Annotated in this window: 14 protein-coding genes; all 14 read right to left on the bottom strand. The window is 29.2% G+C overall.

Features of this window, described 5'->3' with window-relative positions; genetic code table 11:
- Positions 1-8 precede the first annotated feature (8 nt).
- The 14 genes from ACFQ0S_RS03305 to ACFQ0S_RS03370 all read right to left on the bottom strand — a co-directional run bounded on the left by ACFQ0S_RS03305 (position 9) and on the right by ACFQ0S_RS03370 (position 13,488).
- Entirely contained in the window at positions 9-401 is a 393-nt protein-coding gene (locus ACFQ0S_RS03305; protein ID WP_379753480.1) for a hypothetical protein, read from the bottom strand.
- A gap of 5 nt (positions 402-406) precedes the next feature.
- Positions 407-637 (bottom strand): hypothetical protein, encoded by a 231-nt coding sequence (locus tag ACFQ0S_RS03310; RefSeq protein WP_379753477.1) that lies wholly within the window; start codon positions 635-637, stop codon positions 407-409.
- A gap of 41 nt (positions 638-678) precedes the next feature.
- Positions 679-1,956, bottom strand: coding sequence for an NRAMP family divalent metal transporter (locus ACFQ0S_RS03315; protein ID WP_379753474.1), 1,278 nt, complete (start codon positions 1,954-1,956; stop codon positions 679-681).
- 66 nt (positions 1,957-2,022) lie between these two features.
- Positions 2,023-2,364, bottom strand: coding sequence for a DUF6799 domain-containing protein (locus ACFQ0S_RS03320; protein WP_379753471.1), 342 nt, complete (start codon positions 2,362-2,364; stop codon positions 2,023-2,025).
- Between the two features lie 422 nt (positions 2,365-2,786).
- Positions 2,787-3,317 (bottom strand): TspO/MBR family protein, encoded by a 531-nt coding sequence (locus ACFQ0S_RS03325; protein WP_379753468.1) that lies wholly within the window; start codon positions 3,315-3,317, stop codon positions 2,787-2,789.
- A 148-nt stretch (positions 3,318-3,465) separates the two neighbouring features.
- Positions 3,466-4,314: a universal stress protein gene (locus ACFQ0S_RS03330; protein WP_379753465.1), complete on the bottom strand. Its 849-nt coding sequence runs from the start codon at positions 4,312-4,314 to the stop codon at positions 3,466-3,468.
- 356 nt (positions 4,315-4,670) lie between these two features.
- Positions 4,671-4,943 carry a heavy-metal-associated domain-containing protein gene (locus ACFQ0S_RS03335; RefSeq protein WP_379753462.1) on the bottom strand — a complete coding sequence of 91 codons (273 nt, stop codon included), beginning with the start codon at positions 4,941-4,943 and terminating at the stop codon, positions 4,671-4,673.
- A 58-nt stretch (positions 4,944-5,001) separates the two neighbouring features.
- Positions 5,002-5,658, bottom strand: coding sequence for a BON domain-containing protein (locus ACFQ0S_RS03340; RefSeq protein ID WP_379753459.1), 657 nt, complete (start codon positions 5,656-5,658; stop codon positions 5,002-5,004).
- A gap of 193 nt (positions 5,659-5,851) precedes the next feature.
- Complete coding sequence (locus ACFQ0S_RS03345) at positions 5,852-6,739, bottom strand: DnaJ C-terminal domain-containing protein (protein ID WP_379753456.1); 888 nt, start codon at positions 6,737-6,739, stop codon at positions 5,852-5,854.
- 214 nt (positions 6,740-6,953) lie between these two features.
- Positions 6,954-9,308, bottom strand: coding sequence for a glycosyltransferase (locus ACFQ0S_RS03350; protein ID WP_379753453.1), 2,355 nt, complete (start codon positions 9,306-9,308; stop codon positions 6,954-6,956).
- A gap of 11 nt (positions 9,309-9,319) precedes the next feature.
- Entirely contained in the window at positions 9,320-10,342 is a 1,023-nt protein-coding gene (locus tag ACFQ0S_RS03355; RefSeq protein ID WP_379753450.1) for a glycoside hydrolase family 130 protein, read from the bottom strand.
- Positions 10,343-10,470: 128 nt separating this feature from the next.
- Entirely contained in the window at positions 10,471-11,148 is a 678-nt protein-coding gene (locus tag ACFQ0S_RS03360) for an ABC transporter ATP-binding protein (protein ID WP_379753447.1), read from the bottom strand.
- Positions 11,149-11,150: 2 nt separating this feature from the next.
- The gene (locus ACFQ0S_RS03365) at positions 11,151-12,407 is read right to left on the bottom strand and encodes an ABC transporter permease (protein WP_379753444.1); all 1,257 of its coding nucleotides are present in this window, start codon (positions 12,405-12,407) and stop codon (positions 11,151-11,153) included.
- Positions 12,397-13,488 (bottom strand): efflux RND transporter periplasmic adaptor subunit, encoded by a 1,092-nt coding sequence (locus ACFQ0S_RS03370; protein ID WP_379753442.1) that lies wholly within the window; start codon positions 13,486-13,488, stop codon positions 12,397-12,399. Before ACFQ0S_RS03370 ends, ACFQ0S_RS03365 begins: the two co-directional genes overlap by 11 nt.
- Between the last annotated feature and the right edge of the window lie 33 nt (positions 13,489-13,521).

Consider the following 13,521-nt stretch of genomic DNA (forward strand, 5'->3'; position numbering starts at 1 on the left):
CTATTTTCTTATCTGTACAACGGACTAGAAAAATGCTCAATTATAAAACGCTCTCTTTGATAAGCATTCATTTTGTCAGTTTCTTTGATATTCATTTTAATCTTTGCGAAACGATCATCTTCTTTCAAAATATTGAATAATTCTGTTTTGGCACTTGTTGGACCAAAAAGTAAAACTTTATTATAGTTCAAAATCATTTTCGCTATTTTTTTGTAATAATCAGAAAGCGTTTGTTGCTCTTTATTGTGCATAAAACTTTCGCCTTTTGCCAAACTTTTTTCTTTCTCTTCGTGTGTGAATTTAGTTTCGATTGTTTCTATCTCAAAAGAATTTTCAGAAAATTCGATTAAATGAGCTATTGAATGATCCATCCAAATTCCTAATTTTTTTGTTGATTTCATTTTTTCTAATTGTTTAATTCAGTTGTAGCACTATGATGGTTTGGAGCATATTTTTTTAAAAGCATTTCTAAAGAATTATAATAATCTTGTAAGATCCTACTATTTATTTTAGGATTTTTTTCCTCAGAAATAGGAACTGGAATTTCATCTAAATATTTTAACAATTCTGGATATTTATCCCGAATAGTCATTGTGATATTTAGAATATCAGTATTTAATTTGTTTAATGTTTTCATTTTGAAGTTTTTTATTTTTCTGAAATTTTAATTTAAAATAATCATTCCAAAAATTGTAAATAAATTAAAGTTCCAGCTGCTAATGTCATTATTATAAATGCTAAAAAACCAAGAATGTTTACCGTAACGCTATTTACATTTCTACCCATTATTTTTTTATTATTGGCAATATGCAAAATTATGGCTATGAGCACCGGAGCAGTTAACCCGTAAAGAATTGCTGTATATATTAATGCGTTAATTGGTGAGATCCCAATATAATTGAGGGATAGGCCTAAAATTAAAGAAATAGCAAAAATTAAATAAAATCCTTTTGCTTCGTGAAATTTTTTATCTAAACCTTGTTCCCATCCAAAAGTTTCTGTGAAAATATAGGATAATGAACCACTTAATACAGGAATGGCAATAAGTCCCGTGCCAATTACACCAATTGCAAAAAGGAGATATGCTAAATTACCAGCAAGAGGTTTTAATGCTACAGCAGCTTGTTCAACAGTGTCAATTTGATTTATTCCTCCTTTAAATAATACCGTTCCAGTGGTTAATATGATAAAATACATTACTAATCCTGAAAATGTCATCCCAAAATCTACGTCTTGATTTATTTCATGAATAATTTTTTTGTTTACAATAATATGTTTGTTTTTATTTTTCATTTCCTCTACTTCAACAGATGCTTGCCAAAAAAATAAATAGGGTGAAATGGTAGTGCCTAATATCCCGACAATAATTGCAATAAAATGTTTGTCAAATCGTATTGTTGGAATAAAAGTGGCTTTAATAATTTCACTAAAATCTTGTTTATAAAGAAAAGGAACAACAAAATAAACTAACATTACAATGCATAAATATTTTAAAGTTGATGCTATTTTTTGATAGGGAAGATAAATAATTAGACCTAAAAGTAAGACGGTAAAAAAAACACTAAAAAAAGTGGCATCAACAGATGGAAAAAGCATGTTTCCCACAGCACCCATTGCAGCAATATCGGCACCAATGTTCATAATAATTGCGGGAAAGCTAAATAGAAGCATTAAATATAGTATTGGTCTTGAATAATGTTTTTTAAGCGTTCCTGTTAATCCTTGTGAGGTAACTATTCCTATTCTTGCACACATTTGTTGAATAATCGCCATCAGTGGAAAAGCAATAATTGCAGTCCAAAGAGTCGATAAGCCAAATTGGGCACCTGCTTGGGAGTAAGTAGCAATTCCAGAGGGGTCATCATCACTTGCACCTGTAACAAGTCCTGGCCCTAGAAGTTTCCAAAATTTTTCAATTTTATTAGTTCTACCTTTTTTGGGCATTTTCACATTCATAATTATGATTCAGAAATGTTTTGAAATCACTATTGTATCTAACAGTATTTAAGGATTTTAACACGGTTACTTTGTTTCCTTTTTATTTTTGATTTTTTTTGTTTTTTCATGGCACATTTTTCCACTCATTTCCATACAATCGCCTTCTTTCATTTGCATTTTCGAACCGTCTCTCATTATACATTCTCCATTAACCATACATTTTGTTCCGTTTTTCATTAACATAGTTTTTTTCATTGGCATGGTTTTACCGTTTTTCATTATCATCATTTTACCTTCTTTCATCATACAACAGTCCGTATTAGTTGTTGATTTTTTTGTCTGTGCATTTATACTTAATGATAGGACAAGGAAAATCAAGGTTAGAAATGATGCCATTTTTGGAAAAAATAATCCATTAGTTCTCATAATATATTTATTTTAATTTCGTCAGTTCTGCTGTTGTCCAGTCTTCAGGTTCGCTGTTGCTCGATTGCTATTTTTACTTTTTTAGTATAGTATTCAAATTTAAAAAATGCTATAAATCATATTGTTATACAACTATTAGTAAAGATTACAATATTTACAGATTTCAATTTTGTTTCTATGTTTTCTTCTTAAAAATAGCATTTGAATAAAATTTCTCATTTATTGCTTTTTTTGATTTGTTAATGTTAAAATCAACTGATGTTACTAAACTTTTATCATCTATATTTTTGGGAAATATTGTCTTATAAATTCTCTAAATTCAAATGAAGGACGGAAAATTTCTTTAAAGAATCTTAATCCAAATAGAGACAAATTGCCTATTTCATAATTAATATTTTTTTAAAAAGTTTTCATGATATAAACTAGGCTTGATAGGAGTTAAACACGAGTAAAATTTTGATGTTCAGTATTAATTCATAAATAACCCATCCCATATAAGGTATGAGTATGTAAAAAGCAGTTTTAGAAATCTTGAATAGTTGTATGATTAGCATTAAAATAAAGACAAATAAAATCGAAATAATAAAAAATGCAAATACTACAAAATGTAAATTAAAAAATAATACAAACCATAAAAAGTTCAAAAAGAGTTGTATTAAAAACAATTGAATGGCTTGATTTTTTAATTTATAATTGATTTTACTTGTCCAAACATACCACAACGAATTACCAACCAAGAAATATAGTAAAACCCAAATCGCTCCAAATGAATAAATAGAAATTTTCCATGTATTCAAAATATAGGATTCGTACCAATAATTATTTTCAGTTTGTGAAAATAGTATAGAAGCAATTCCTACCATTTGACAAAACAAAACTGAAATTACTAATTTCACAATTGATTGAATATTTTCTAGATTTGACAACATGTACTTAAATTGTTCTGTTTTCATTTTTATAAGTCAATCTGATGTTTTATTAATTTCCCAATTGGTCAAGTTGTTAGAAGTAGTTTTGAACTGCGTTTAATACTTATTTGTTTTAAAAGATTGAATTTTGTTCCATAAATTTTAGAAATTACAAAAAATGTAAATGAGTAGTTTATTTAGAAATTATTTTATTTTTTTTAAAAACTAACATTGGCGTTTTTGTATCAAAAACCATATCAGTAGTTTTACTTGATAAAAATAGTTTATCAAACCAATTTCGATTTTGTTTTGTAAATGAAATCAATACTGATGTTCTTGTTTTTTGAATGTATTTTTGAATGTGTTTGTTTAAAGGATAAAGCGCATTTAACTCGTTAAAATGAAAACTAGTATTCTCGGTTTCATATCTTGTCGTGAGTTTATTCAACTTATTTTTTTTAGCTTTTAATCGAACTAAATAATCAAAGTGTAAGATGTTTAATTTTGCTTTTACTTGTAGGGTAAATTGTTGAACCCTATCCAGTTCTTCCCCAAGATTAATAAGGTCAGAAGCAAAACAGACATTTGTAATGGCTCTACTTTTATAATTTTTAGGTATAATAAAGACCGGAATTGGGCAAAATGCAACTAATTGCGATGCAGTAGTTCCAAACAATTGTATCAGTTTTCCAGCTCCTATGGTACTAATGCAAATATAATCGGCCTTAATTTCTTTAGCATACTCAATAATTTTATTGCTGGCATTCATCCCAACTTGGCAAATACATTTGTAAGATGTTTTTTTAATTGTACTTTTTTGATAGATAGTATGAATAAATTGCTCTAATGTTTTTTGACTACGTTTCAATTCATTAGCTTCATATTGACCATAATAAACATGATCCCAAATAGTTGGTCTGAAGATTTCAACTACATTATAAAAAATAAGTTCGCATGGAGTTTGTGTTGCCAATTGCATAGCAAAATGAATTGCTTTTCTAGAATTAGCAGAAAAATCGGTAGTAACAAGTATCTTTTTCATGATAACTATTTTTCAACTTATACTATAAAGTTCGTTTGCTATAAATTAAAAAGTGTTATATAACTTTCAATATTTGTTATATAATTCCTATTTTTTTATGTTAGAATATCTTGCTAGAATCATCACACACATCAATAAAAAAAGTTGCTTTTTGGGCTATATTTATTTCGTTGACGCTTTCTTCAAATTATGAAAATAGTCTATTTTTTTAAGTTCTCATAGGATAATAGGGTAGAAGCTTTAAAAAAATATATAGAATGATCAGGATATTTATAAAGCCTGCAAAATAAATTTTATTTTCCCCAATAAATAGAACTAAAGTAATTTTTTCATAATTTTAGTTTTGAAGTCAATCGCTACATATTATCAATTTTACCTGCCATACAACTGATGTAACTTTTTATCTTGAGCAACAAACCATTTTCATTGGTTGCTTCAGGATAGCCAATTGACTCTAATTTTTTTAGAATCTTATCTCTATCTGAATTTTCATAAGTCACTTCTACGATATTATTTTCTGGTTCGATTTCAATAATTATTACTCCATTTACTTTAAATAATTCTTTCTGAATTGTTGTTGCAGAACCATCACATTTTAAGTTTGCAACAACTATTTTTTCTGTTATCATTTTCTTTTTTTTAATTATTATTGGAAAGTTGAAGTTAAGTAGGCTACTCTTTGATTTTTTAGGCTAAATATCTGATTGATAATTCATTATTTACAGCACAAACTCCAAGTGTATTCCAAGCTATTCTTTCTGCTTCTTCTTTTTCATAGAAGGAATCAACGGTTCCTCTTAGTGTTACTTTGCAGCCTGAAACATCAACATAAATGCTATCGTAATTAAGAGCCCAATTGCGAATGAATGCTTTTTCTATAGCTTCTTTCTCAACTGGGTTTTTAAGTTCTGATTTAATTTTTATATTATTTATGACACCTTTTACTCCACTAATATTAGACATTGCCATATTTGCTGATTCCCTTTGATAATTCCAGTCTAATGTCCCATCAAGATAAATCCATCCACCAAGAACTTTTATGACTAATTTTTCTTGAAGAATATTCAAATTCCATTTTAAGATATTTAAAATCTCTTCTGCAATTTCATTGTCTTTTTTGTTACTATATCCATGATATACTTCCATTTTATCTACAATAACTTTTACACCAGGAACTTTTTTAACGATATTTTCTGCTTCAATTATTTTAGAATAATTGTTAACAGTTCCTGTTAATGTTACTACACCTTTTTTTTCAATTACACCAATTTCAGCCTTATGTAACAGAAGTTCACATTTTATTGCATTTTGGATGTCTTTTTGTAATTTTTCATTTGTTTTCATAAATTTCAAATTTTCATAAGTGAATTTAACTTCTTACAACAAAATTGTATTATTTGTATAATATATATGTTATATAAATTTTCAGAAAACTTTCATTATTTACAGATTTTTAAAATTCAGGGTAGCTTTTATTATTTTGTTTCGAGTTTGATGTTCTCAAATATTAATTAAACATTTCGATGGGTCACTATATTTAAGAGATAGCTTTCAATTCTTCAAATAGTTTTTTTTGCTTTTCATTTATATTTTCTGGAATTTGCACTTGAATTAAAAGATACAAATCCCCAAAAAAAGTTGCTTTTTCGTAGATTGGCATTCCTTTTCCTTTTATTCGAATTGTTTTGCCATTTTGAGTTCCTGCAGTAATTTTTATTTTTAATTTACCTGATAATGTTTCTACAATAATTTCATTCCCTAAAACCGCATCGAATAGGTTTACGTTTACTGTTTGATACAAATCATTTCCTTTTCTAATAAATTTTGGATTTTCTTTCACCCGAATCCTCACAAACAAATCGCCACGATTAGACTCATTACTCCCTTTTGCACCTTTGCTTTTTATTCTCAATTGTTGGTCGGTATAAGCACCAGGTTTTGTAGTTACCCGAAGTTTTTCGTTGTCTAATTGAATAATTCTACTAGTTCCAGTATAAGCTTCTTCTAGCGAAATTTCCATTTCGGTTTCATAATCGCTACCTCGCCTTGGTTGTTGTTGTCTTGCTTTTTGGCCTCTGCCTTCAAAAAACTGAGCGAAAAAATCGGAAAAATCTTCTTGATTTCCTGCAAATCCTTGATTGGGATTACCTTGGTAATAGTGTCGACTCGAATCCCTTTGTTGGTCAAAAGCTTGTTGGTTTTGTTGCCAATTTTCTCCCAACTCATCATATTGCTTTCTTTTTTCGGGGTCGCCTAAAACTTCATTGGCCTCATTGACTAGTTTAAATCGTTCTTCGGCTTTTTTATCTCCTAAATTCTTGTCAGGATGGTATTTTTTGGCTAAAGTCCGATAAGCCTTTTTAATATCGTCAGCTGTGGCTTTTTTATTAATTTCTAATATTTTATAATAGTCTGTATAGTCCATGTTTGGCAGCAATTTTACTCTACTCTATAATAATATTAATCAGTAATGTATTCATCCTCCAATTCAATTTTTCTCACATTGAAAGTCTGTTTAATAAATTCAGACTTATTAGGTCTCTGTTTTCTGATTTTTTTCTGATTTTTTTTTTGAGGTACATTTTTATTTCTTTTTGCGATTGTCATTGTTCTACGTTTTTAAATTTATAGTAGTTTTATTATTCTTGAAACTGTTTAACTATTAATTCATTCTTGCGTTGTTGTTTATTGTCTGAATATTTTTCAATTGTTAATCTCGCCATTAAGTAACTCACCGTCGATTCTGCTCCTTGATTTAGGTTGATATAAGTATCTTCTAAACCATCATAACAGCCTCCTGTACACGGATTGTATATAATTTGGTTTAAATGATTGTTGCCTAAAAACCAACTGAAAGCAGTTTCCATTTTATTAAAATAATCCTCGTCTTTAAAAACATCATAAAATCTACTTAATGTCAATATAGTGTAGGCAACATCAATAGGTTGTTCTCCTCCTTTTTTGTCAGGACTTATTTCCTGGCTATTATGCAACCATCCATTGTTAGAAATCACTTTAATAATATTATTTTTAAATAATTTTGATAACAAAAAATCAAACGAGACTCGTGCTGTAGTTTTATATTCAATATTTCCTGTAACCTCCCAAGCATATAACATTGCTTCAGATAAAATACTATTAGCATAAGTTAAATAACTCTCAAACCAATACCATTTTGTATCTGTTTCGTGTTTGTACATTTGCAACATTTTATCTGCCAAGTGCCTTATTTGAAAAATATTTTCTAAAGAATTGTTTTTTAAATTGTAATAATAAAGACCTTTTATTATAAATGCCATTGATCTTGTTGAATGAATATTGTTGACATTTTTCAAGATTTTTTTTAGTATTTTTTCTGCATTTAATGAAAATTCATTAGGTAGTATATCACTTATAGAAATTAAAAATCCAAGGGACCAAATGGCTCTACCGTTAGAATCTTCTAAATTTGTTTGGTAATTTTGCTCTGTAAATTCTTTATTTTCGTTTACATAATTCAAAAAATACCCGTCTTCTTGAAAGCAGTATTTTATAAAATTTAGGTATCTATTAATATATACTAAATCATCATTGTTTTTAGTTAATTTATAGTGCTGACAAAGCGCTACCAGAGCACGAGCATTATCGTCGAGAGTATATCCTGAATTTATATCGGGCTGGTTAATGATAGAAAATTGAATGATTCCAAAAGATGTAGTCAGCTTTTTTATATGATTGAGATTTATTTTTGGTATAGTATAGTGTAATAAAATGGTGTCATCAGTATTTTCAAATAATTTTGCATGTGCAATAGATGAGTTTTCCCAGGCGGTTGAAGCCATTATATGCAACTCATTTGAACTAATATTTTTCATTAATTGTTCATCGTTTAATAAATTAATAACTTGCTTGGCTAATTGTTTTGGTTTCTCAAAATCTATGATAATTCCCGCGCCATCTTTCAAGACTTCGCAAGCATGGGGAATTGGTGTTGATATAATGGGGCAACCGCAACTTAATGCATACGAGAATGTACCACTAACGGCTTGATTAGGATCTTTGGATGTAAACAAATAAATATCGCTAAGTTGTAAGTATTCTAACAAGTCTTCAAGAGGTAAATATGAATTGATAAACCGAACGTTTTTGTTCAAAAACAAGGTCTCTATTTTTGCTTCGAGCATTTCTCTATATTGTTCTCCTTCGTTTTTTAAGACTGACGGATGTGTTTTTCCGATTATAAGAAATACCACATCGGGATTTTCTTTAACAATTTCAGGCAAAGCATCTAATGTGGTTTCAATACACTTCCCAACACTTAATAATCCGAAAGTCGATAGCACTTTTTTACCCGATAGATTATACTTTTTTTTAAGAATTTTTTTGTCTGTATGGTTTACCAAATGTGTTCCGTGAGGAATAATTGAAATTTTATCTTTACGAACTTGATAATCATTTTCTAAAATAGTTGAAGAAGAATTTGTCATAACAATTATGCCATCAGCCAATGATACGATTTGTTGCACATTTTTTTGCAATAACTCATTTGGTTCTGGCAAAACAGTATGAAACACTACTAAAACCGACTTGTTGAGTTTGTTTAAAAACTTTAAGAATTCTGCTTCTTTATTTCTGAACAATCCAAACTCGTGTTGAATTAAAACCACATGAATGTTTTCATTTTCATTGATTTCATTTGCCAATTCAATAAATGAATAAACAGAGTTTGTGTCCAAAAGATATTGTATACTATTTTTATATTTTTCTCTTTGATTTTCTGAATCTAATGCACAAATTTTTATATCAAATGATTCATTAAAATTGTTTCTTAGTGATTGTATTAAATCCTGAGTATAGGATGCTATACCACATTCTTTTGGCGGAAAAGTAGATATCACCAAAACTTCGGGTAATTTATTTATTTTGTTAGAAATCACCTTTTTAGATAGCAAATCCTTTTTTAACAAATTATTTGTAAAATATGGGCTGTCAGTATAAACACTATTATTTTTCATTTTTTATTAAATTAAGGTTTTAATTCTCTCAATAATTCTGATAAATTCACAGATGCGCATGCAATATGCTCATCGGCAGCACCATAATAAATATACAGTGTATCATTATTTACAATTGCTCCTGTTGGGAAACAAACGTTATTTACAATTCCATGCAATTCCCATTCATATTCCGGTTCAAAAAGAGGATACGGCAAGCGTGCAATTTCTTTTTCTGGATTATCTAAGTCTAATAAACTAACACAGGCACAATACACATAACCATCTATTGTATCGTGAACACCATGATAAATAACGAGCCAGCCCAACTGCGTTTCAATGGGTGGGCAACCACCACCCACATAACTTACTTCGTGTTCATATTTAGGAGAAATGAGAATATAATCGCTAAACCTAAGAAAAAAATTATCCCAAAAAGTATGTGTCAATTCACTCAAATCATAAATTGAAACAATTTGAATATCTGGTTTTATTCTGTGTAAAAAATAGAACTTACCATTTATTTTTCTTGGAAAAAGAATGATATTTTTGTCCCATAATAATGCTTTTTTTTCTAGATTTTTGGGAAGAATATATTTCGCGTTAAACCGAAAATATTTTTCGTTTAATTCTCCTCGTGTTTCTGCTAAATGTTGAAATTCTTCATAAGAATATTCAGGTACAATTAAACCCCGTTTCTCCCATGTAACTAAGTCTTTTGAAGTAGCTAAAGCTCCCATGGCGTTTAGCCCATCGTTTGCTGTATAGGTTAGATAATATAAATCTTCTATTTTTACGATTCTAGGATCTTCTACACCTTGTTTTTCATAATCAAATTGAGGAAAAAGTAGGGGTACATCTAATCGAGTTTTAACTTCTTGAAGTAAGTTTAATTTACAATACCCTATAGTCGAATAATTATCCTTACCTACTGCCCGGTAAAATATATGAATATCTTCACCATCAGCTATCACGGCTGGATTTAAAACACCTTCTTTTTCAAAACCGAGTGCTCTTTTTTCTAGAATTATTCCTTCCTTTTTTATCTGCAACATAGCTATATATTTTAGTTTTATAAATTAAAAATAGAAATATAAAGGTCGATTTGTCAAGATAAAATAGTGTTATATAACTTTTTGAATAAGTTATATATTTTCCACTTTTTTAAAATAAAGTGTTGAGGCTATGAAATAATTTTTCCATCCTCCATTGTGATAATCCTATTGGTTTTTTTGGCAAAATCATTGTCATGGGTTACAATGAGTAGAGTTTGTTTTTTTTCTAAAGTCAGTTTTTTAAAAATATCAAAAACTAAGTCACTATTTTTTTTGTCTAAATTTCCAGTAGGCTCATCGCCCATAATAATTAGTGGATCATTGATTAAAGCACGTGCAATGGCAACCCTTTGTTTCTGACCGCCACTTAATTGATGTGGCATTTTAAAGGCTTGGTCTAGCATATCAAGTGTTGTCAGGTGTTCGATTGCTCGATTTTCAATTTCTTTTTCAGAATATTTTCGCAATTTCAAACCCGGAAGCATGACATTTCTCAACACATTATATTCTGAAAGTAAATAATGGAATTGGAATACAAAACCAATTTTTTCATTACGAATTATAGCCAATTCTTGATCTGTCTTACCCGTAATGAGTTCATTTTTGATTAATAATTGTCCTTCATAATCAGTATCCATAGTAGAAAGCAAATACAGTAATGTCGACTTTCCGCAACCCGATTTACCTACTATAGATACAAACTCGCCATTAGTGACACTCATATTAATTTCTTTGAGTACCTGAAATTTAATGGGATCGTAAAAATATTTAGTTAATCCTTTAGTCTCTATTACTTTATTTTCCATTGTTATTTTCCTCTAATTATTTCTACGGGATCTATTTTACTGGCTTTGAGTGCTGGAAAAAGTCCTGCAATAGTGGTGGTAAAAAGAGCAAAAACGATTCCTATTAAATAAAAAACACCACTGTAATGTATTGGATAGGTTTTTATGGTGGGTAATGAAGCGGTTTCAAAAGGAATCATATCGATTATTGAAGAAAAAATATACCCAAATAACAAACCAAAAAGGCCTCCAACAATTCCTATAATTAGAGAGAGTGATACAAAAATCCACTTGACATCACTACCCGAAAAACCTGTAGCTTTTAGAATAGCAATACTATCCATTTTTTCATATATCATCATATTGAGTATATTATATATGCCAAAACCAGCAACAATGAGCAATACGATTCCAACGGCATAGGAAATAATGGTTCTCACTTTACTTCCAGTTTCAAACTGTGAATTGGCGGTATTATAATCAATAGTATCCAAATTGAATTTTTGTTTAAACTCTTTAGCTAATGCCGTTGCTAGGTCCATATCAAACAATTTAATTTGAATATCAGTAATATAATTGGTAGGTTCTCCCAATATTTTTTGGGCTGTTGCTAATGAAGTGTAACTCATAGAATCATCAATATCGGAAATACCAATTTGTGAAATCCCAACAATTTTTAAAGAAGATAAATTGCCTCTTGTAGAAGTAATTTTAATTATGTCGCCTTTGCTTAATAACATTTTATCAGCCAAACCTTTTCCGATAATTATGCTGTTGTTTTGTAGTAAATCGACAACATTACCATCAATAATATAATCGCTAATTTTAAATAACTGTTCTTCCGATAAGACTTCAATACCATTAATAATACCTGAAATTTCAATGGTTCCAGAATTAAAAAAAACGGGAGTAGTAATTTTCGGAGCCACATCAATAATGCGAGAATCTTTTTTTAAATAACTAATAATGGCTTTGCTGTTATAAATAGATTTCCCACGATCTTTTGGTTTTATAGAATTAATAAAGTTAGCATCGTTTTTATATTCCTTTGATAGTGAAACTGGTTGATTTTCTGATGGTTTTATTTCGTTATATAGTCTAACATGAGGGGTTCTATTGAGCATCAATCCATCAAGTAAATCATTTAACCCATTCATAAAACTCACTAAAGTAATAAACATGGCAATGCTAAAGGTGACTCCAACTGCCGCAACAATGGTTTGTTTTAGTCGTGCTAAAAGCAAATGAATAGCAATATCTATGATGAGTTTATAGTTCATTTTGGGGTTTGTATATCATCTCGTCGGGTTTTAAACCTTCCAGAATTTCTACTTTTTGATAATCGCTTAAACCCACTTTTACTTTTTGTTTTTCGGTTTTATTGATTAAAACAAAATCATCTTTTAGTAAATATTCTTTTGGAATTGTAATTGCATTTTTTTTTGTTTGAATAATGATGTTGGCTTCAGCAGTAAGGTTGGGGTATAATTTTTTAGGAGTATTTACAAAATGAGCTTCTATTTTAAAAGTTCTAGAACGCTCATCCATAATGGGATAAATTTTATCAACTTTGGCTTCAAAAACTTGATTTTTATAACTGTCCATTGTAACTAAAATGGGTTGGTTTAGGTTTACCCGAATCATATCGTTTTCATCTACTTCTAATTCTAATAAAAAAGCATCTTTTTGACCAATAATTGCCAAAGGAGTTTGTGGTGAAATCAATGTTCCTTCTTTGACTAAAACATCAAATAATTGCCCTGAAAAAGCACTTTTGATGTTGAAATCACTTTGCGATTTTTGATTTATTTTCAAATTGATGTTATTCCTTCTTTGATCGTTTTGCAATTGTGCTTTAAGTTGTGACAATTGTTTTTTAGCTGATTCATAATTGAGTTTAGAATTTTTATAAGCCAATTCCACTTTTTCAAAATCAACTTCAGAGATTACTTTGTACACTTTTATTCTGCTATACCTATCGAAGATTGACTTATCTAATGCGAGTTTATCATTAGCAGATTGGACTTTCATTTCCATTTCGGCAATTTTATCCTGAATGTAATGATTGCTATTTTGGCTTAATTGATACGTTAAGAGTGAGTTTTCAGTATTTAGCTGGGCTTTTTCACTTTCAATTTCAAACAATGATTGCCCTCTAGAAATAGATTGTCCTACACTAATATTTATTTTCTTTAAAATCCCATTGGTTGTAGAAAAAACGGTGTATTGATTTTCTGATTTTATCACACCCGATGCATAAACACTTTCGGTAACTTCGCCAATAGTTGGTTTAATTCCATCTTTTTTTTTTGTACAAGATAAAAGAAGAAGAGCAACTATTGCGAAAATTTTATTTTTCATTCTAAACTGTGGATTAAAAATTAGTTTTAAATC

Source organism: Flavobacterium myungsuense (assembly GCF_042677265.1).
Classification (GTDB): Bacteria; Bacteroidota; Bacteroidia; order Flavobacteriales; family Flavobacteriaceae; genus Flavobacterium; species Flavobacterium myungsuense.